Raw genomic sequence first — 20,896 nt, 5'->3', positions numbered from 1 at the left:
GATCCTTCGATGTCTGACATCTACACATCCATCCTCGATACGATCGGAAATACTCCTATCGTGCGGCTGGCGCGCCTTTCGCCCGCCGGTATAGAGCTTTACGCCAAGCTCGAAGCGTTCAATCCATTGGGTTCGGTCAAGGACCGGCTGGCCCTTGGCGTGATCGAGGCCGCCGAACGCGACGGCAGATTGAAGCCCGGTCAGACCGTGATCGAGGCGACGAGCGGCAACACCGGGATCGGGCTTGCGATGGTTTGTGCACGCAAGGGCTATCCTCTGGTCATCGTGATGGCGGAGAGCTTCTCGGTTGAGCGCCGGAAGCTGATGCGGTTTCTCGGGGCGCGGGTTGTTCTGACGCCCGCTTCCGAAAAGGGCACCGGCATGATCGAGAAGGCGCGCGAACTCGCGGCGACGCACGGCTGGTTCTGGACGCGTCAGTTCGAAAACGAGGCCAACGCCGACATTCACAGTCGCACGACCGCACGCGAAATCCTGAAGGCTTTCGGGGAGACCGGGCCTGATTACTTTGTGACAGGTGCGGGCACCGGCGGCACGCTCAAGGGCATTGCGCGAGTCCTGCGAGCCGAGCGTCCGGCGACGCAGATCGTCGTTGCGGAGCCCGAAAATACCCCGATGCTGGCAAGCGGAATCAGGCAGCAGTACAAGTCTGACGGTACCCCGGCCGAGAGTCATCCGCTGTTCCGCCCGCATCCCATGATGGGATGGGCTCCCGATTTCATCCCGCAGCTCACCGCTGATGCGATCGACACCGGCCTGATCGACGTCATCCAACCTGTTGGCGGCTCAGAATCCCTGCGGCTCGCCCGCGAGCTTGCGCGGCAGGAGGGCATCTTCTGCGGCATCACCGGTGGCGCGACGCTGGCAGCAGCGCTCGAAGTTGCGAAGACGGCGCAACAGGGCAGCCGAATCCTGTTCATGGTCCCCGATACGGGCGAGCGCTACCTGTCGACACCGCTCTTCGAGTCGATCGAACAGGAGATGAACGCCGTCGAGAAAGAAATTTCAAACTCGACACCGTTGTGCCGCTTCGGCGCCCCTGCATCGCAGCCCGCGGTGGCAGCGGCTGTCGCGATCGAACCGGCGCCGGATAGCGCTCGTGACTTCGTCGAACAGGCGATCAAGGATCCGGAACAGCCCGTCGTGATGTTCGCGCTGGAATGGTGTGAGTTCTGCTGGGCGGCGCGCCGGTTCCTCCGTGACCTGGGCGTTGCATTCCGGTCGGTCGATCTCGACTCGGTGCCGATGCAGGCGAACGGACTCGGCGGAGATATCCGCAAGGTGCTGCACTCCGTGACCGGCCAACGCACCATTCCGCAGATATTCATCGGCGGCGCGCACATCGGCGGCGCGGTCGACCTCCTTGATCTTCACGACCGCGGCGAACTCGTCACGCTTCTGGGCAAGGCCGGCGTTGCGCCTGCCGGCGACCCGACGATCACTGCGCGGAGCTATTTGCCGAAATGGCTGGCCGCGAGATCCGCCACGTGAAGGATCACCGACGCTACACCCTCGGCGATCTCAGCGTGGACGAGGGACAAAGCCGAATCAGCCGTGCAGGCGTCGACTTGCCGCTGCCCAAACTGTCGTTCGACATGCTCGTCGCGCTCGGTCGCGCCGCGCCCAACGTGCTATCGCTCGACGCGTTGATGGATCAAGTGTGGCCGGGCCTGGTGGTGAGCCCGGAGACGGTGAGCCAGCGTGTGAAGCTGCTGCGCGATGCGTTGGGCGACGATCCAAGGAATCCGCGCTACATCGTCGGAGTGAGAGGCCGAGGATATCGGCTTTGCGTTGCTCCATGCCCCGATCGCGTGCTCGTCACAGGGGCTGCGTCGCGCTCGATCGCCGTGCTGCCATTCGAAAATCTGGGCAACTCACCGACCGATCACGTGATCTCGCTGGGAGTGCCCGAGGCCGTGCTCCATCTGCTCGCCAGTTTGAACGAGGTGGTCGTCATCGCACGCACATCATCGTTCGCGTACCAGGGCGCTAGGGACGCTCGCAGCATCGGCCAGGCGCTGAATGCACGATATCTGTTGGAAGGCAGCGTGCAGAGTGCCGATGGGCGACTACGCGTGACCGCTAGACTCATCGACGCACAGTCGAACGCAGATATCTGGTCCATGCGTTTCGATCGCGCTCGCGAAGACGTATTCGCTCTGCAAGACGAATTTGCCATGCAGGTTGCACACGCGCTGCAGGTGAGTTTCGATGTTTCCTCGAATGGCAGGCCGGTGTGCGAAGGGAGGCGCCTGCCGCTGGCAAGATCAGGCGGCAGGCGCGCATCCGATAGGCCATCACGCGACGCCTTCCCAGTCGTCGCGTTGACGCTGCCATTGCCGTACTAACCGGCGCTGGCAAAGGCGCCCGACGCATACTGCGCCAGGGTCGGCATGTTGATACTGAGCACAGCACGGTCGATTGCCTCTTCAGCGCATTTGCGAGCAGCGTAGACCTGCTGCAAGTCCCTGCCGTTGGGCCGCGCGCAGACGCGTTTGGCCGCCCGCTCGATGCGACGATAGAGAGAAACGACCGAGGCGGGCTGTTGCAGATTCAAATCGCCATAGTAGACCGTAACCCGCGGCACATCGTTCGGGCTGGCGTTACCGGCCGATACCGTTGCCGTGGAGGCCAGACATGCAGTGGCGCAGAGGACGGACAAAGTCAGCTGTTTGAGATTCAGGCGGGAGCGAGCATTCATGATCATCACCTTGAGTGTGTGGGTTACCCGTTGTGGGTGAGCTCAATGTGCCGCGAACCTCGCGAGGGAACATGAAGAAACGATGCAGATTGGCCAAAGAGCGGGCTTCGGCCAGCCATCGGGCGATGGCAGCCTTTCGGGTAGCTTGGCATTACACAGCAAGAATTGGAGCGCGACAGTCGACCTGCGCGACTACTGTTGAGCGGCACCGAGGCATTTGCCTTTCGCATCAACTGTAGGAGACTCCACCGTGTCCAAAGAGCAAGACAACAAAGCAATCGTCGGTCGCTGGTTCGAGGGTTTCTGGGGCAAGCAGTTCAACCCCAACATCATCGATCAGCTCGCCGCTCCCGACATGCTGCTGCAATATTCCCTGCACGAGCCGCGTCGAGGCTGGGCCGATATCAAGGCATTCATGACCGATTTCCGTGCAGCCTTTCCCGATTTGAATTTCTGGGGCGCCGCCGACCTGATTGCCGAAGGCGACTACGTGGTTGGTCGCTGGGAAGGCGGAGGCACGCACACCGGTCCGGCTTTCAGTGACTTTCTCATCGGGTCGCTGCCCGCAGCAACGGGTCGGAAGATGCATTTCACCGGGACTACAGTACTGCGTCTCGTCAACGGCAAGATCATCGAAGAGATCGGTCTCGATGATGGAGTGACGGCCTTGCAGCAGTTGGGTCTCATCACCGCATTGGCGCGCGCCGACATGCGATAGGCTTTACACGCGGAGACTGCTCCATTCATATAATCGCGATGCGCACCTGTGATGTGCGCATCACGCCTGATCGCTGGCTCGTGAGCAAGCCGTGCTCTCACCAGGGCGCGGGTTTGTAATCCTTGAGGAACTGTCCCCAAACATGCGTGCCGGTCAGTCGGCCGACGAAGATCGGATCGATGATGCGCGCGGCGCCATCTATGATGTCGAGCGGGGGAGAGAAGCCTTCCTGGGCCTTGCGGGCAGCGTGTGCGGCGGGATCCTCATCGGTGACCCAGCCGGTATCGACCGCATTCATGTGGATAGAGTCCTTCACGAAGTCCGGCGCGCTGGTGCGCGTCATCATGTTGAGCGCGGCCTTTGCCATGTTGGTGTGCGGATGTTTGTCGGTCTTGAAGGTTCGATAGAACTGACCTTCCATCGCGCTGACATTCACGATGTGCTTGTGCTGTCCGGGCGCGCGCATCATCAGTGACTTGAGGCGCGCGTTCAGGATGTAGGGTGCGATTGCGTTCACCAACTGCACCTCCAGCAATTCCGGTGTCTGCACTTCGTGCAACCGCAGTCGCCAGCTGTTCATCTCTCGCAAATCGATCTGCTGGCGGTCCTCATCGTAACGATGAGCCGGAAAGAGCGTTTCACCGCCGCGATAGTCCTCGTCGAGGTAGTGTCGCTGCGAGAGCGCGGCGCTGTGGATCAAGCCTTCAGCGGGATTGTGGTGCGCAATCGAGAGAAGTGACCCAGTCTCAGGTTGCGCGGAGTCTCGTAACGTGCGGCACAGCTCGTTGTGACCTGCCAGCGTGCTGCGCCAGGACGAGGGTAGTTCACTAAACGCGGTCGCTTCTCGAGTCAGCAGATGCTGGAAAAAGTTCGCCGGCCGTCGCACGGTTTGACATGCGTTGTTGACGATGTAGTCCAGCCGCGGCAATCGATCCGCCAGGAAGTGCGTGAACAGCTCGACACTCGGTGTGTGCCGCAGATCCAGCCCGTGGATCTCCAGCCGCTCATGAAATTCCGCGAAGTCGGCTTCCTGGGAATATCGATGGGCGGCATCGATTGGAAAGCGAGTGGTGACGATCACATGCGCACCGGCCCGCAGCAGTTTCAGCGACGCTTGATAGCCGATCTTGACACGTGCACCAGTCACCAGCGCGTAGTGCCCGCTCAAATCCGCGGTCTGTTCGCGCTTGGCATAGTTGAAGTCGCCGCACGTCTTGCACATGGAGTCGTAGTAGCGATGCACCGTGGTGAACGATTGTTTGCAGACATAGCAGTTACGCTCGAGATTCAACGTAGGCGCGTCGTCCGACGCAGCCTCTGGTGGCGGTAACCAGAGTGGCGTATAGACTGAGGAGCGCCGCTGGGTGCGCAGGCCGGTCTGTTCGACGACCTTGCGGTCCTGCTCCTTGAGCGCGGCCCGATCGGCCTTGCGAAACGCCTTGGCCATTTTCACCAAGTCGTGACGCTCAGGCTTTGCGACCAGGCCGGCCAGCGTCAGCAACTCGCGGCGTTGCTCAGGGGTGAGCTGTACCAGGTGGGAACGGTCGGCTTCGATCTCGCGCAGGATACGAATGCATGTGAGTACGTCGTCTGCGGGGAGCGGCGTACCGGAAGCGGGGGCGGTGGGGTTCATCTGATATCGGCGGAAGACAGGGGCGGGCGGGGACACAGCGTATTGTCCGCAGCGATGTGCGGAGCGCGCAAGTGAATTCAGCGGGTGAGCTGATGAGGCCGATCCGTTCCCGGCGGTCGAATTCGAGAACTGGATATACCCCTGGATCGTTCGATGTATCGCCTACCGCTATTGCCTTTCCAAACAGTCAGCCGTGACAGCAAAAGAGTGGCCCGAGTATCTGGACTCCTCGCCGTGATCGACCTGCGAGCCAAACCCGACCCACAAGTACCCAAACTTGTCGATCTCCATAACTATTGCTGATTGCCCAATGAACGACAGAATTTCGCGCTGCTCGTCTTCTGGCAAATCCTTGAGCAACCAATCCGGCACCTTGACGAGGACCACCCCGTCGCCAACGTTCAAGTCACTCATAGTGGCTTCGCTCAAAGTTACAGATCTCCTCTTTCTCCTGATGGATTCGACCGGAACACATCATAGCGCGGCCGGGCGCAAAGGCTCAGGGTGGCGCAATTCGATCTGCTGAGCTCTACGTGCGGTCGAGCGCGTTGACAGATTGGCCACCCAAGAAAATGAGATTGACAGTTTCATGGGTGCTGTTGCAAATTTAAATAAACAACAGCATCAGCGGCTACGGATAAGGACAACGGCTGCACACCCGCTCCTGGTTGCGGGCTCCCTAGGAACTAAACAAAAGGAACATGATGATGAAGCGAAGAACGATATCGGCAATTGTCGCGGCTGTTTGTTTGGGTAGCGTCAGCAGCGCTAACGCTTATCAGGTATTTGAAGGAAGAGTAGATGTGCTACAGCCGACGTATCTCCCGGCTGTCGTGACCTTCAGCATGACGGCTGGAAGCAGTTTGTGTCCGGCCGGAACCTGGTTGAGATGGCAAAACGCCAACACGGATAACAACAAAGCTGTCTACGCAACTCTATTGGCTGCCTTCACGGCCGGCAAAGGTGTGCGCCTCTACATAAACGATGGGGATACCACGTGTACGGGCGTCTTTTTGCACGTCTTCGAATAGACATCGTGCGAGCGTTTCGTAGCGGTTGGGGTTGAGAGACGGCGAAGAATCAACTCCCTTGCCTGGAACATCCCCCGCATGGTCTTGCGTCCGAACGCGCCCCATGTTTACACTGTAAACATGGATTCACGGCAGTCGATTATTCAGTGCGCGCTGCACGAGCTGGAGAGCAAAGGGTTGAGCGGCTTCAGTCTGCGTGCGGTCGGTGTCGCGGCCGGACTGTCCGCGATGGCCATCTATCGGCATTTCAAGAATAAAGAGGATCTGCTGCGAGCGGTCGGCGAGGAGGCCTTTGCCGCTTATCGGCAGCGCGTTGCGAATATTCCAGAGGGGCCGATCGAGGAGTGGCTCCGCTTGGTCGGTCGTGAGTATGTCGAGTTCGCGCTGGATGATCCGGGTCGATTCGACGCGTGCTTCGTGCTGAAAACGCAGGCGGAGCGCATCTATCCGCAGGATTTCCGGGCTGGTAAGTCGCCGGTCATTTCGTTAATGGCAAAAAAGATCGAGGCCGCGCAGGCAACTGGCCAGCTCAATTCCGGTAATGCGCTGGAGATAGCACTACTGCTGTGGGCGCAGCTGCATGGGCTCGCGATGCTGCATCGTTCCGGGCGTTTTTCGTTGAATCGAAACGCGTTTCTCGCGCTGTGCGATCGCGCGATTGAGCTCATCATCAGGGGCCTCACATGTATCCCGACGCAGCCGTCCGCGCGAACAAGAAGGCAGTTACGATGAAGTCGGGAATTCGATGCGTCTCACTCCTCTTCGGCTTGCTTTCAGCAGTCGGTGCGTTCGCCGCCGCGCCGGACCCGATACCGGAACGGTTGGCGATTGAGCATGTCACCGTTCTGCCCATGAGCAATGAAGGCACTGTGCTATCTGACATGACAGTGCTGATCCAGGATGGGCGAATTGTATCCATCGCGCCGGCGTCAACGACTCGCGCGCCGCGTGGAATGAAGCGCATCGACGGTCGTGGCAAGTGGCTCATGCCGGGCCTGACGGACATGCATGTTCATCTCGGCAACGTGCGCATGATGCGATTGTTCTTAAGGATGCCCGACCTGCAACAAAGTGCGCTGCGCACCGAAGATCTGTTCACCCCCTTTCTCGCCAATGGCGTGGTGCGGATCATGGACATGCAGTCTATGTCGGAGACCATCGGTCAACGGGTGGAAGTCGATGCGGGTCGGATGCTCGGCCCTCATATCGTTGCCGCAGCGATGATCGATGGCCAGAAACCGCTTTGGCCAGTCGGAATGACTCGAGTTGCCGTCACACCGGATGATGGACGTCAGGCCGTGCGTGACGCCAGCGCGGAAGGTTACGATGCCATTAAAGTCTACAGCCGCCTGAGTTTCGAAACGTTCAGCGCCATTGTCGATGAGGCGCGTCGCCTGAAACTACCGGTGGTCGGACACATTCCCGAGCGAGGCTCCGGCCGTACCAAAGATTTCTTCCAGCCGGGTTTCACAATGGTCGCGCACGCCGAGGAATTTGCACAACGGGCTGCCCAACCGTCCGTAGCGGCGATCCCGCAGTATGTAGACATGATGAAACAGAACGGTGCCTGGCTTACTGCGACGCTTTCGTTGGATGAGCGGCTGCTGGAGCAAACCAAGGATCCGCAATCCCTGCACAGCCGACAGGAAATTCGCGTGCTCCCGCCGTTGATGCGCGATATGGTGCTCAATCAAAATCCCTACGTCGCCGCTGCGAGTCCGCAGCGCATCGAGTTCTTGACCCAGGTCGTGGAGTTCAATCGCGAACTGGTCCGCGCGTTCGTTGCGGCCGGTATTCCTGTCGTCGCTGGTACTGACGCGCAGGTGCCGGGCGTCGTGCCGGGATTTTCCATGCACGATGAGCTTGCGGCGCTTACCCGGGCTGGCATGAGCAATCGTCAAGCGCTCGAAGCGGCGACGCGCCGGCCATGCGAGTGGCTCAACTTGTCGGCAGAGTGCGGTACGGTGGAGGTCGGCAAACTCGCGGATCTGATACTGCTCGATGCCGATCCACTCGCGGACATCGGCAATTCGCGACGCATCGCTGCTGTCATCCTTGGGGGCCGCTACCTGCCGCGTGCCATGCTCGACCGGCGCGTGGCAGCGCTCGCTGCACGCAGATAGCAGTCACTCCCGAAGGGGTGGCGATGGGCGTCATCGCGCTGACGACGCCGCACGCAACTCCGACACCACACGGCCGCCATCAATCCGAATGACTCGATCTGCCATCGCGATCGTTTCCGGACGATGCGCAATGATGATGCGAGTGACGGCGAGTTTCTGGATCGCGGCGTTCACCTGCCGTTCCCTCGCGACATCGAGGTGACTGGTCGATTCGTCGAGGAACAGCAGGGCCGGTTGTTTGTACAGTGCTCGTGCGAGCAGCACACGCTGTTGCTGTCCGCCTGAAAGGGCCGAGCCCATATCTCCGATGAGCGTGTTGTACCCCATGGGCATGGCCATGATCTCGTCGTGGATGCCGGCGAGTCGCGCGCAATGCTCGATGCGCTCGTCGTCGGGGATCGTGTCGAAGAAACAAATATTCTGCAGCAACGATCCGGCGAAAAGCTGATCGTCCTGCAGTGCCGTGCCGATCATGCGACGATAGTTCGACATTCCAATACGCGCCACCGGCACGCCGCCGACCAGGATGTCCCCGGATGCGGGCTTGAACAGTCCGGTCATCACTTTGAGGAGCGTCGTTTTGCCGCATCCGGAAGGACCGACGATCGCGACGGATTCGCCCGCCCGTATGCACAGGCTCACGCCATCGAGCACCCACGGCTCACCATCGGAGTAGCGGAAGCGGACGTCGCGCAGCTCGATCGACGGCTCGAGGGGCTCGCGAATCGCACGAGCCGGCGGATCGTCGGCTTCGGGTTGCGTAAATACGATGTCCGCGAGTCGCTCGCCTTGAAGCTGCAACATCTTCAGCTCGACCGCTTTGTCGATCAATGCGCTCACCCGCTGCGCGAACTGATCCTTGTACGCAATGAAGGCGAATAGCGTTCCGACCGAGAACTTCTGATCGAGCACCAGCAACGCTGCGAGCCAGATCACAGCCACGCGCTCGACGCCGAACAGGACGCCGTTGGCAGCCTTGTAGGCCAATGTCAGCCTTTCGGTTCTGACTTGTGCGTTGACCTGTTCGCCGAGCAGGTTCAGCCACGACGCGCGGCGCTGGTCCTCTCGGCCGAAGAGCTGGATGCTGCGTACGCCGCGCACGGTTTCGAAAAAATGACTTTGTTGTTTCGCCGCATGCACGATCTGCTCTTCCGTGGCGACGCGCAACGGCCGATACCACATCCACCGCAGCACGCCGTACGTCGCTACGGCGGCCACGGTGATCGCCGCCAAGGTGGGGCTATAGATCAGCAGCATCGCCAAGGTGATAACAGCCATCAATCCATCGAGGATCGCCTCGACGAAGCTGTGTGTCAGGATGCGTTGAATGGTCGTGGTGGATTCGAAGCGGGAATACACATCGCCCAGATGTCGCTTCTCGAAATACGCCGTGGGCAGCCGCAGCAGGTGACTGAACACGTTCGTCAGCCACTGATAATTCAGCAGGGTGCCCACGTAGACGACGACCCAGGACCGTGCAGCCGCGACCGCCTGTTGGACCAATACCAGCAGCACAAAGCCGAGGCCCAGCGCGGTCAACAGGTCGCGATCAGCTGTCGATAGCACGCTATCTACTACCCACTGCAGATAGAACGGGCCGACGATCGCGAACACTTCCAATGCCAATGCAAGCAACATCACCTGGCCTGCAGCGCTGCGCCAGCCGTGAACTTCACCGACGAGGTCGCGCAGCCTCACGCGCTGACGCTCATCGCGTGCTTTAAAGCTTCCGATGGGCCGCAGCTCCAGCACGACGCCGGTAAAGCGGCGAGAGACTTCCTCGACCGACAGCTCGCGAACGCCAATCGCCGGATCGTGCAGCACGACGCGCGATCCCCGCACCGAATGCAGCACGACGAAGTGATTGAAGTCCCAATGCAATATGCAAGGTGCTTCGAGCTGGGACAGCTCATCGAGTTCTACCCTGAGCGCGCGAGCTGCGAACTGCAGGCCCGCCGCAACCTGAACCAGGTCGGCAAGTGTCGAGCCCTTGCGTGAAACTTCGAACCTCGCGCGCACAGAACTCAGGTCGGTCCGATGTCCGTGATAGTTGGCGATCATCGTGACGCACGCGAGCCCGCATTCCGCCGCCTCGGTCTGGATCAGGACGGGCAGGGTGCGTCGACGCAGAAATTGCAGCGAGCTGAGCGATAGTCGATCAATCATGCCGATCCGCCATGCGATTGGAGAAACCGAGCACCGGTTCGAAGATCCACTCGATCAGCCGCCGCCGATCCAACAGTACCGCCGCATCCACTTGCATGCCGGCGTGCAGCGGGTAACGACGTCCGTTCACGTCGATGTGCTGGGACGGCAACTCGACCTGGACCACATAAACAGGGTCATGGTGGTGCGAGCCTTCAGATTCGCCTTCCTCCGGTGCGACGGTCGTCGCGCTCACGTCGATGACGCGCCCTTCGAATTGGCCAAACTTCTGATACGGATAGGAGTGATAGCGCAGCTGGACGCGCTTTCCCGGCACGATGAATCCGATGTCGCGGCTGGCGGCGTGCAGTTGAGCTTCCAAGGTGGCGCCCTGCGGGACGATCACCGCCAACCTCTCGTTGCTGACAACCGCGCTTCCCGGGTCGCCCCCCAACGCGGTGATGACGCCGGCCTGGTGCGCCTCCAGAACGAATTCACGCTCTGCCTCGACGCTGGCAAGCTCCTGCTCGATTTCCGCCATCTGATCTTCGATGGCGGTGAGTTGCGAGCTCAGGCGCAACGGCATCGACTCGATCTCATTGCGCAATTGAGTCGCATCTCGCTCGAGCGCGAGGCGATCGCGCTTGAGACCATGCAATGCAGCCTGCTCACTTAGACGATGCTCACGCTTCTCCTGCACCTGGACGAGAGAGACGTGACCTTCCGTGCGGAGTGTTTCGAATCGTTGCAGTGTGGCGTCGATCGATTCGAGGCGAGCGGTTTGTGCGTCGATCTGCGACTGCAACTCGCCAAACTCCGTGGTCAGGTCGGCGAGCCTGGCTCGTAGCGCCTGCTCCTCGCGCAGCATGAGTGCTTTTTGGCGGTCGCGCTCGGCCACTAGCGCGCTACGCCGTTGTCGCAGCTGAGCGCCGATCAGCGCTTGCGTTCCTTCCTGGGCGGCGCTGCGGCGCTCGGCAGACACGACGAAAAGAACATCACCCTTGCGAACGCTCTGGCCTTCTTCGACGCGTCGCTCCAGCACGATGCCGCCTGCAGGTGCGTTCACCGCGACGATCCCCTCGCGAGGAGCCAGCGTGCCTGCGATCGTCGCCTTTTGTGTGTATTCGGCGAAGAACATCACAGCGATGATGCCCAAGGCGAACAGCGCAGCCGCCGCGGTGATGAGTCTGAACGCCAGGGGCCGAACGAGCAGTATCGGGCCGAGGAATTGCTGGCCTCGCTGGGCTATGGCCTCGTCTCGGAACAACGGTCGTGTAGTCATCGCGGGCGGATCACTCCCACAACAGCACCGAGGGCAAGGACGGATCGGCCAGGCGTAGCAGTTGATAACCGATGCCGGCGGATCCGGCCAGGAAGCCCGGGTTGAACACCGTGCAGGGCAGGTTCGGGAATAGCTGATACGCACCTTTCTGCCCGGCGCGTGCAATCACATTCGCCGCGTTGACGTACGCGGTGTGGCGCCAATGATCCTGCTGACACTGTTCGGCGCCGACGAGGAGCACTTCGATGCGCCCGAAGTTCCCGCAGCACAGATGATCGATCGCGGTGAGTTCGCACGCGGCCGTCGTTTCCAGGGCGTGAGATATATCCAACTGCACCTGTCGATCGTCGATATACCGGGCCGCCCCCAATCGGCCGAGACCGATACCCGGAGCGCCGTGGCACCAGCGGATGGCGAAGATCCGCTCGGACGTGTCTGCTTTGCTGCGAAAGTCCGGCCAGTTGCCTCGCGTGGGATCGAACAGCGCGGCCTCATACGCCACGGCCTTGTTAGCGGCCATCAGACAGCTCTCGTCGCGCGTGAGATGGAAGAGGCGATACAGTGCATAGGCCACGCCCGCCGCGCCGTGCGAATATCCCGTGAGTGGACGAGGCCACAATCCCTTCCAAGCCAGCGGAAAATTCGGGTCGGCGCCCTGCCTCGAAACCAGGTGGCGCGCGCAGCTGCGGGCGATCTCCAGCGCGTCGCTGCTGCCATTGGTCTCGTACAATGCACAGAGTGCGAGCACGGCGCCGGCCGCACCACTCATGACATCGAGCTGCTCATCCGCCGCAATCAATTCCGGGGTCAGCCACGACGCCATGCGTTCAGCATCGTCCAGCAGGGCTTCGTTCCCCAGAAATCGTGCGACCTGGACCAGCGAATAAACGGTCGAGGCAATACCCGTGGCGCCGCCGATGCCGGTAAGCCGCGCCACTTGCACCTGGCTCTGACGATCGAGTGCATGAATCTGCTTCTTGATCGAGCTCAATGCGGAGTACGCTGATTCCGCGAACCGACCGTCGCCTGTCATCTTCGACAAAGCAGCAAGAAACAAAGCGACGCCGCCGCGGCCGTCGCAGAGCGAGTTGTTCAGCACGATCTGCTGAAAGCGCTCCACGTGCGGAATGAACTCGAGGCCGATCCAGTTCACACCGCCGTCGCCACTGGGAATTGCGCGCGCGGTCAGTTCCTCCCCAATACGTACCGCTTCCGCGATCAGTTGCTGTCGAGAAGGCACTGGCATTGCCTGCGCTTTCCATGTGCTGCCTGAGCGGCTGGCGACCGTTGCGATTTTGGCGTCGAACGCGCCATTGATGATGGCCACCTGCAGTGACAGGTCGGCGTCGCTCATCCTCTGGATCTGGAGGCGAACGTCATCGAAGCTGGAGCGACGAAAGTAGTCATGCACGGGCAGCGGCGAGCCGGTAGTCAGTGCATCCGCGTCCGCCGATGCGGTAAAGAGCGGCACATCCAGCTGCTGCATCGATCGATGTTCCGCACGAAGAATGGGAAACGCGGTCGGTCGGTCCTGCGCGACCAGAAAGGCGCGGGCGAGGTGGTCCAGCTCGATGCTGAAATCGGCGCCGTCGGTGAGATGCTCTGGCGCCGTGGCCGCCTCGAGGATGGCGCCGTAGGTGCGCGTGCGACGGAAGATGAAGCGCACCGGTCGGTTGCGAAGAGCAAGCAATGGACTGGGCGCCGTGAGCAAGTCATCTGCTCGGGCCGCCAGAAAACGGTACATCGCCGTAAAGCCTTCGACAATCTGCTGCTGATAGTGATGGGGCGACAAGGGTTGTTCGCCCAGCAGCGCGACGTTCTTCCCCCAGGGCGTCTGCACTTCACGCGTTACGAGTCGCATGCTGTCTGTGTTCACGTCTACCCATCGCGTGACCTGGCGGGGGCCGGCATGGTCCTCCGCTCCGCCGAGCCCACTGATGTCATAGGCGCTGCGGAGATCCTGACCTGCCTCCCAGCGTGGCAACAATCCTGTGCGCAGCACGGAGTTGAAAAGCGTCTGCACCGCGTGACCCTCGAGCTGCTCCGACATCGCCGAGTCGTCGATCAGTTTTGGCTCATGGTGCAGCAGTGTTTCCATGTCGACGAGCACTGGGAAGGCGCCGTGCGCGACGATGTTCTCGTAGTGGCAGTCCGTCGCTCTCAGAATATAAAGCAGGGCAAGCAGCGACCCTGCGCGCGTATAGAACAGTCGAGCCTCATGCTCATCTGCGCACGGGACGGCCGACATGAATTCCACCCAGCCATAGCCGCCCCTTTCCAATACCTGCGCGCTGCGCAGATGTGGCAGGCCGCTGCGTTCGTTGCACCAGCGGATGAGATCGCCAAACACACTCTCCAGCGCCACATCCTTCGGCTTGTAGACCACGCGCAGACCGCTTGCGAACGTGAGCATGGCGACACTGCGTCCGCGCTCATGCGGATCCGAGAGCGAGCAGTCGATCTTCACGACCCGGCCCGGTGTTTGCCCATCGGGCGATTCAAAGATGCGTGCAATGGCTGCCTCGTCTGCGCTCAGGCGGCTGAGCAGTTCGGCGCCTGCTTCAACCCAGAACTCGATCACGGTCGCGATCAAGCGCGCGAGCACGGGATAGCCCAGAAAGAGTTGAGTGAAGCCGTCGCGCAAGTGACGCTGGACGAACGACCGATATCGCTCAGTGCGCGGAGCGCTTTCGGCAGGACGCTCATCGAGTGCGTTGAGCAGTGCTTCCCCGAACGGCAGGTCCTTCACGAACTCGGCGTGAAACGTGGGTATGCACAGCTGAGCGAGTCGCCCCAGCAGGCTTCGCTCCAGGTCTCGCATCGCGCTGTCTGCAATCCTGTGGGAAGGATGGGATTGGTCGCGCAACCGTGTGCGGGCGACGTGAATCATCGGCAACAGCAGATCTTCGTAAGGCGTGGGATGCCGTGAATCCAGAATTGGATCGCTGATGCCGGGCTGCATATCTCGTGCGGCACTCATCATTGCCGAGGCCAAGGCAACCCAGGATGCGAAGGCGCCTTTCGCTCTCGCAGCCGGCGTGTCCAGCGCGGCCTGCGCGGCGGCCGGGTCCAGGGAGTCCCACTGCAGTCGTTTGTGTAAAGCCGCCTCGTCGCCGGCGACGTATTGCCAGCGGATCCAACGATTCAGCGCTTCGGGGGTAGACAGCCCGGTGGCGCCGGACTCGCCGACGCGTTCCCAAAGGAATCTTGCGCGCGCCTCGATCGTAGCAAGCACCGGGTGAGGCTCGGGCAGCGAGGCGGAGGAAACATCGAGTGCGGTCACGGCATTCATGAGCATCACATGCAATGGGTCGAACGAAACCGGACGACGGCGAACCACCGTCCGGCAGTTTCATCACAGAGCGAACCGGCGAGGCGGCCGGTTACGTCCTGCGACAGTCGCTCAGCCTGACCAGCAGCAGCCCGCGTGATTGCCGCCACACGAAGCGGTGTGACAAAGCTTCGGAGCGCTGTCGGAAGGCATGCCGCCGCTGACCATCAGCAACTCGGACTCGCTCAGGCCGCGCGAGCGCATCGGATTCATCGCCTCCAGGGCGCGGCTCACGCCGGCGACCGTGAAGGACAATCCGTGACTGCTGCCGGCGTCGACGAGCGTCTTGACAGCTGCTTCGCGAGAGGACGCATTGCGCACGGCGTCCCGCACTTCAGTCTTCTCAAGCAGACGCTTGATTTGGTCGAACATAACTACTCCGTATGAAAGGACGAGGTTCACGGACCGGTCGGTCCGTGGCCGGCATCAAGGCAGGCGACGAACGCCTATGAACTTGGGGCCAACATCTACCATCGCGGAATCCACATAGAATTTGGCTCACGGTGCCTGCGACGGAGCGAGGGTTGCGCGAGGCAGCGTAGGGAGGTAGGCACTGCGCATGAAGCCCATCAATGACTTAAACGCTCAACCGCTCACGCAATTACTGGTCGAATGGCGGAACGGTGATCAGCGAGCGCTGAGTCAGCTCACGGCCGTGCTCTATGAGGATCTGCGCCGGATGGCAGAGCGCTATCTGCGCCGGGAACGTCCCGATCACACGATCCAGAGAACTGCGCTGGTCCACGAAGCGTTTGTGCGACTGCTAGGTCAACAGGCGACGCACTGGCGCGATCGATCACACTTCTTTGCTTTGGCCTCGAAGTTGATGCGAGGCATCCTCGTCGATCATGCTCGCGCCCGGTTTGCAGACAAGCGCGGCGGCGGTAGGCCGGCGCTCAGCCTCGACGCCCTTGTCCAACAGCGGCCCGAGGAGGAGGGCGTATCGTGGCACATGACCACGCCCACAGCGCTGCAACACCTGGACACGCACACAGAGGAAGATGTGTCGGCAATCGACGAGGCGTTGTCGCGTCTGGAGCGCATCGATCCACGGCAAGCGCAGATCGTGGAGATGCGCTACTTCGGTGGCCTTACCATAGAACAAACGGCTCAGGTCATGGGCATTTCAGACGCTACGGTCAAGCGCGAATGGATGCATGCGCGTGCGTGGCTACGATGTGAGCTCGGAAAGATCTTGTGATGCCCTCAGAACGCTGGCGCCTGATCAAGGATGTATTCGCGTCCACTGCTGAGATTCCTCCCGATCAACGTGATGCGTTGTTGGATGTGGCATGTGCGGACGATCCCAGCCTGCGGCAGGAAGTAGAGGCGCTGCTCGGGGCTCACGACAGTGCGAACAGCTTCATCGAATTGCCCGCGGTCCGTCGCACAGGCCTGGCTCATGCCGCCACCAATTGGATCGGTCGGCGCTTCGGTCCTTATCGGGTGGTTGCCGAAGTGGACCGGGGCGGGATGAGCGAGGTATACCGCGCGATACGCGACGACAACCAATATGAAAAGGAAGTCGCGATCAAGCTGCTGCGCAATGGCTTCGATTCCGAATCGCTGCTGCGACATTTGCGCGATGAGCGCCAGATTCTCGCTCAGCTGAGCCATCCCCACATCGCGCATCTGCTGGATGGCGGCACGACTGAAGAGGGCATGCCCTATCTGGTCATGGAGTACATCCAGGGCCAGCCGATCGATGTGTATTGCGAACAACGGCAACTGGGCCTGCTCGAGAGGCTGGAGTTGATCCGCACGCTGTGCGGCGCTGTTCTGTATGTGCACCAACATCTGATGGTGCACGGCGACCTCAAGTGCAGCAACGTCCTGGTGACGGATAAAGGGGTGCTCAAGCTGCTGGACTTTGGCATCGCCAAATTGCTGAACCCGACGCCGGCTTTGACTGCCGGCGATGCGGAGGTCAGCGGGTTTCTGGCGCTGACGCCCGACTACGCGAGCCCCGAGCAACTGCGCGGTGAGCCGATCACAACCGCCAGCGATGTCTATTCGATGGGCGTTCTGATGTATCGGGTGCTTGCGGGCCGGTTGCCGTTTCAGCCCAGACACATGATGAGCCGTGAGCAGGCCATGGAGATCTGCGAGCTGCAGCCGGCGGCGCCCAGTGCGACGGCGGCATCCTTGGGCGAAAGCTACAGACGCTTTGCGCGGAGTCTGGAGGGCGACCTGGACAGCATCATCCTGAAGGCGCTCCGCAAGTCGCCGCAGGAGCGCTACGGATCGGTCGAGCAACTGTCCGATGATGTGCACCGATATCTCTCCGGGCTGCCCGTCCGTGCGTACGGCGGTGGGCCTGCGTACGTGGCGAAGAAGTTCGTTCGCCGTCATCGAGCTGTGACCGCTGCCATGTCGATGTTTGTAATTGCGCTGCTGGTCGGGGTCGTGGCCACCAGCTGGCAGGCGCACGTTGCCCAGCGCGAGCGCGCACGGGCGGAACGTCACTTCGATAACGTTCGGCGATTCGCCATCAGTTACATGACTGAAGTTCATGCCGCGGTCGAAAATCTCCCGGGCTCCACGACCGCTCGAAAACTGCTGGTCGAAACCTCGCTCCGGCATCTGACCGAGCTGGCCAAAGAGGCCGGCGACAATCCCATCCTCAGGCGAGACCTGGCCGATGCTTACGAGAAGATCGGCGACCTGCAAGGACGATTGCGTGGCGCCAACCTTGGCGATACCAACGGCGCTATCGAAAGCTACGAACTTGCTCTGAGAACGCGTGAAGCGCTGATTCGGGAAGGCGGCAAGATCGATCTGCAGCGCGATCTGCTGCGCACGCATGGCAAGCTGGCCGAACTGCTGGTGATCCAGAATGCGCCCGATCAGGCCACGGAGCATTTACGACATGTGATGCGGCTGGCGAACGCGTTTGCAGCCATGCCCGCCGCAACGACAGCCGACCGGCGCAACCTCGCGACTTCCTACCTGGCTCTCGGCTGGCACCGCGCCGCTCTCGGCCACATTGACGAAGGTACTGCGCTGATGGCTGACGCTTTGCCTCTCTTTCAACAGATTGTCGCAGCGGACCCCGGCGATCAGCGCGCCAGACGTAACTTTGCGATCACGCACCAACGCATTGGCGGCATATTGGTCGAAAGAACCCGGCGATACGACGAGGCGGCTCGATATCTTTCTCGGTCAATAGAACTGCTCGAAGAACTGCGGCAAGCCGATCTTCAGAATGCTGATTTAAAGCGCGTGCATGCATACGCGCTCATATGGATGGGTGATGCGCTTCTTGGTCAAGGCCGCGCGCAGCAGGCACTGAGCATGCACCGGCGTGGCTACGAAGTATTCGAAGCCATACGCACAGCGGATCCAGCCGACTTCGAAGCGCCGATTGCTGCCGGCTATGCGTCATCGCAGATGTCACAATCGCTCATGGCGTTGGATCGGGCGCCGCGGGCGTTGGAACAACTCAGCCACTCCGAGAAGGGGCTTCGGAATCGAGCCAAGGGTGTCGATGACGAGCTCCCGGAATCTCACTACTACATTGGGCTCCTCTATTTTCACCTCGGCAAAGTGAACGCGTACTTGGCGGCTAAGCAGGACATCCCCCAATCTGCTCGCGAACAGCATGCCCGTCAGGCGCGCGAATGGCTCCGCAAGAGCAACCAAGCAATGAAGCACGCGGTCACAGATGCCGTCCATGGCATACGCGCCAGAGATAAGATCGCAGAGGCCGAAACGCTGTTCGAGTCGCTAGCCGAGGGGCAACCAATTTCTTAGCGTGCGATGCGCGCCGTCGCCGATGGAAAACGCCGGAGCGCTGGAGCTCCGGCGTTTTCCCAACCGTGGGCCGGCTATGCGATCAGAGCCCGAGCTCTGCGCGCGGGCCCGCGCAGCGTTTGACGAGCGCCTCCACCTCGGAGGTCGGCGTCAACGTGTAGGAGTAGAAGGTAGCGCCGAAGAATCGGCTGCGCGTTCAGCCGGTAGTCAATGACCCGATCAGCGCGTTGATGTCCTCGATAGAGGCGCTCTCGCACACGAACCGTTGCAGCAACGCAAGCGCCATGGATTCGCTTTGCTCGGTATGCACCAGATTGATTTTGAGGTAATCGACCGGCACGGTGTCTTGCCAACCTTCGCCCCACGTGGCGGTCCACGCGGTCAATTGCTGGATCGCCTCGGACGGCTTGCACATCACGATGACGATGCCGCGATTGTCGGCTCGATGAACCGCGCCATAGATGTTGCAGGATTCATCCGCGATGACGCGCACCCCGGACGTTCCCCAGTCCTCCCAGCCGTTGGCGAAAGGATCACAAGGCAGCGCCGCGAAGCGCTCTCGCCAGTAGCGCTCCGCGGCGTGATAGGTCGTCAGGTCCGTCAGGAACTCGGCGAATTTTTCCGTCATGATTCGTGGCTCCAGTCCTCAGGGAGTGAAGGCTTGGCCTTCTCGCACTTCGATGTCGACGCGGATCTGAGCGCCGCGCGGGAAGCTGAGCGAGGATTTGATGTCGCGTGCGCAAACGCCACCGGAGGCGGCCGCATTTTCCATGAAACGTGCCACGCCGGCAAAGCCGACGGCTCGCTCCGCCAGTTGCTTGTCGGTGAGCTGTGCCGAGAGCGCCGCGAGCAATGCCCGGCCCAGCCGCCGCTGGCGGCGATGATCGCTGCAATCATCGCGAGGATCAGGAGCGTCAGAATGATTTGCTCGATGGACATCGACAGCGGCTGTCGTTGTTCCTCGCAACCGGCGAGCTCGCCGCCATTTGAGGCTGCCTTCGATCAGATAAGCGCCGGCGCCCGTGTCGGGATCGAGCATGACGTAACCCACGCCCGACCAGTCGAGCCGCTCAGGCGCTCGCTGCGACACCAACACGGTTTGTCCCGCCGCCACGGCCGCGGAGATCTGTGACTTCACGGCCGATGAGACCGACAGTTGCGGCAGCAGGGCGGACGCATTCGCTGCCGTCAGGCTGAACAGCGGGATGCCTTGATTGCCTGCATCGACCAACAGTTGAATGGCGCTGATGCCGCTGCCCCCGCGGAAGCCAGGCCCCGAAAGGGCCGAACCCAGAACTGATCGCAGCGATTGTCGAAATGAAGCGGCGAAACCTCGTTTCGGTTGCCGGAGCGTCGATCTCCTCCGCTGTGAGTCGCTGATCCTAAAGACTCACTGGGTGATGGTGGTGATGGATCAGTGGTGGGCCGTATAGGACTCGAACCTATAACCAACTGATTAAGAGTCACGCCAAGGCAGTAAGGAAATCCGATAGTTAGCCGCGCCAGTTTTAGGGAATGCCGGCGATAAACCTCGGGAAAAAGCATGAAATCGTAGGTGAGTTTTAGGGAGCCATTCGAGGCGCTCTCACGGGCACCGGTCCTCGCATGGGCTAGTCGTGGTCTCTACGAGCACAAATCCCGCGCTCTCATTCGTAGAGCCCTCGCAGGTAGTACATCAGAATCACGATTATTGGCGCGTATGCAAACGTCACCGTGAGTATCTCACCGTGAAAACGGACATCAGCGTCCGCGCTTCTTCGATAGTGCTTCAGCAGGAAGTAGAGATATGCGGACGCGATGATCTTCCCAAAGAAGAAATAGTGGCTACCCATGCCCATAAACTCCTCTTCGGAGGAGCGGCGGAGCAACCGCATAAATAAGGGAACGTAGATGAACCACGACAGCAGGAACGAAATGCACAGCGTGAAGACGATGAAGGAAACCAATGGGCCCATGCCTCCTCTCGAAGTGTCGGTGACGCCAGTTTCTGCCAGTGGGGTGGGGTCGAGCAATGCCTCTTCGATAGCTCAGATCGAGGCAGATCGATCGAGCGCTGGTCCAAAATGTTCTCGCGCGGTGGGCGAAAAGTGCCAGTGCTCCGAGAAGCACAAGGTGACTCTGGTGGAATACGATTTTTGGCGAGGTGCGGGGACTCGGGAAT

17 protein-coding genes are annotated in these 20,896 nt (G+C 60.9%); 7 read left to right on the top strand and 10 right to left on the bottom strand.

Annotated elements, in window-relative coordinates; translation table 11 throughout:
- The first annotated feature begins 9 nt into the window (after positions 1-9).
- Positions 10-1,509, top strand: a complete 1,500-nt coding sequence (locus tag GYH35_RS23890; protein WP_161829666.1) for a pyridoxal-phosphate dependent enzyme — start codon at positions 10-12, stop codon at positions 1,507-1,509.
- Positions 1,482-2,366, top strand: coding sequence for a winged helix-turn-helix domain-containing protein (locus tag GYH35_RS23885; protein WP_161829665.1), 885 nt, complete (start codon positions 1,482-1,484; stop codon positions 2,364-2,366). The genes GYH35_RS23890 and GYH35_RS23885 overlap by 28 nt, the downstream gene beginning before the upstream one ends.
- Here the strand turns inward: GYH35_RS23885 and GYH35_RS23880 are convergent.
- On the bottom strand, positions 2,363-2,719 hold the full coding sequence (locus GYH35_RS23880; protein ID WP_161811917.1) for a UrcA family protein: 357 nt from the start codon (positions 2,717-2,719) through the stop codon (positions 2,363-2,365). The genes GYH35_RS23885 and GYH35_RS23880 overlap by 4 nt on opposite strands.
- 250 nt (positions 2,720-2,969) lie before the next feature.
- Here GYH35_RS23880 and GYH35_RS23875 point away from each other — a divergent pair, with 250 nt between their 5' ends.
- Positions 2,970-3,437: an ester cyclase gene (locus GYH35_RS23875; protein ID WP_161811918.1), complete on the top strand. Its 468-nt coding sequence runs from the start codon at positions 2,970-2,972 to the stop codon at positions 3,435-3,437.
- A gap of 97 nt (positions 3,438-3,534) precedes the next feature.
- Here GYH35_RS23875 and GYH35_RS23870 read toward each other — a convergent pair whose 3' ends face one another.
- Both GYH35_RS23870 and GYH35_RS23865 read right to left on the bottom strand, forming a co-directional pair.
- On the bottom strand, positions 3,535-5,070 hold the full coding sequence (locus GYH35_RS23870) for an SDR family NAD(P)-dependent oxidoreductase (RefSeq protein ID WP_161811919.1): 1,536 nt from the start codon (positions 5,068-5,070) through the stop codon (positions 3,535-3,537).
- 168 nt (positions 5,071-5,238) lie between these two features.
- Positions 5,239-5,484 (bottom strand): hypothetical protein, encoded by a 246-nt coding sequence (locus GYH35_RS23865; protein ID WP_161829664.1) that lies wholly within the window; start codon positions 5,482-5,484, stop codon positions 5,239-5,241.
- A gap of 695 nt (positions 5,485-6,179) precedes the next feature.
- Here GYH35_RS23865 and GYH35_RS23860 point away from each other — a divergent pair.
- Together GYH35_RS23860 and GYH35_RS23855 are read left to right on the top strand one after the other, a co-directional pair.
- On the top strand, positions 6,180-6,833 hold the full coding sequence (locus tag GYH35_RS23860; RefSeq protein ID WP_308683811.1) for a TetR/AcrR family transcriptional regulator: 654 nt from the start codon (positions 6,180-6,182) through the stop codon (positions 6,831-6,833).
- A 221-nt stretch (positions 6,834-7,054) separates the two neighbouring features.
- Entirely contained in the window at positions 7,055-8,224 is a 1,170-nt protein-coding gene (locus GYH35_RS23855; RefSeq protein ID WP_202624576.1) for an amidohydrolase family protein, read from the top strand.
- 30 nt (positions 8,225-8,254) lie between these two features.
- Here GYH35_RS23855 and GYH35_RS23850 read toward each other — a convergent pair whose 3' ends face one another.
- The 4 genes from GYH35_RS23850 to GYH35_RS23835 all read right to left on the bottom strand — a co-directional run bounded on the left by GYH35_RS23850 (position 8,255) and on the right by GYH35_RS23835 (position 15,354).
- Positions 8,255-10,390: a peptidase domain-containing ABC transporter gene (locus GYH35_RS23850; RefSeq protein WP_161829662.1), complete on the bottom strand. Its 2,136-nt coding sequence runs from the start codon at positions 10,388-10,390 to the stop codon at positions 8,255-8,257.
- Positions 10,383-11,651: an HlyD family efflux transporter periplasmic adaptor subunit gene (locus GYH35_RS23845; RefSeq protein WP_161811924.1), complete on the bottom strand. Its 1,269-nt coding sequence runs from the start codon at positions 11,649-11,651 to the stop codon at positions 10,383-10,385. Before GYH35_RS23845 ends, GYH35_RS23850 begins: the two co-directional genes overlap by 8 nt.
- Before the next feature lie 10 nt (positions 11,652-11,661).
- The gene (locus GYH35_RS23840) at positions 11,662-14,943 is read right to left on the bottom strand and encodes a type 2 lanthipeptide synthetase LanM family protein (protein WP_161829661.1); all 3,282 of its coding nucleotides are present in this window, start codon (positions 14,941-14,943) and stop codon (positions 11,662-11,664) included.
- 111 nt (positions 14,944-15,054) lie between these two features.
- Positions 15,055-15,354 (bottom strand): hypothetical protein, encoded by a 300-nt coding sequence (locus tag GYH35_RS23835; protein ID WP_161811926.1) that lies wholly within the window; start codon positions 15,352-15,354, stop codon positions 15,055-15,057.
- A 187-nt stretch (positions 15,355-15,541) separates the two neighbouring features.
- Here GYH35_RS23835 and GYH35_RS23830 point away from each other — a divergent pair, with 187 nt between their 5' ends.
- Positions 15,542-16,183 carry a sigma-70 family RNA polymerase sigma factor gene (locus GYH35_RS23830; RefSeq protein WP_161811927.1) on the top strand — a complete coding sequence of 214 codons (642 nt, stop codon included), beginning with the start codon at positions 15,542-15,544 and terminating at the stop codon, positions 16,181-16,183.
- Complete coding sequence (locus GYH35_RS23825; protein WP_161829660.1) at positions 16,183-18,735, top strand: serine/threonine-protein kinase; 2,553 nt, start codon at positions 16,183-16,185, stop codon at positions 18,733-18,735. The genes GYH35_RS23830 and GYH35_RS23825 overlap by 1 nt, the downstream gene beginning before the upstream one ends.
- A gap of 196 nt (positions 18,736-18,931) precedes the next feature.
- Here GYH35_RS23825 and GYH35_RS23820 read toward each other — a convergent pair whose 3' ends face one another.
- The 3 genes from GYH35_RS23820 to GYH35_RS23810 all read right to left on the bottom strand — a co-directional run bounded on the left by GYH35_RS23820 (position 18,932) and on the right by GYH35_RS23810 (position 20,747).
- The gene (locus GYH35_RS23820) at positions 18,932-19,363 is read right to left on the bottom strand and encodes a hypothetical protein (RefSeq protein WP_161811929.1); all 432 of its coding nucleotides are present in this window, start codon (positions 19,361-19,363) and stop codon (positions 18,932-18,934) included.
- Between the two features lie 18 nt (positions 19,364-19,381).
- Positions 19,382-19,966 carry a hypothetical protein gene (locus tag GYH35_RS23815; protein WP_161811930.1) on the bottom strand — a complete coding sequence of 195 codons (585 nt, stop codon included), beginning with the start codon at positions 19,964-19,966 and terminating at the stop codon, positions 19,382-19,384.
- Positions 19,967-20,381: 415 nt separating this feature from the next.
- Entirely contained in the window at positions 20,382-20,747 is a 366-nt protein-coding gene (locus GYH35_RS23810; protein ID WP_161829659.1) for a hypothetical protein, read from the bottom strand.
- Positions 20,748-20,896: the final 149 nt, after the last annotated feature.

Source organism: Steroidobacter agaridevorans (genome assembly GCF_009932555.1).
GTDB lineage: Bacteria > Pseudomonadota > Gammaproteobacteria > Steroidobacterales > Steroidobacteraceae > Steroidobacter > Steroidobacter agaridevorans.
This window is presented reverse-complemented; position numbering and strand designations above follow the sequence as displayed.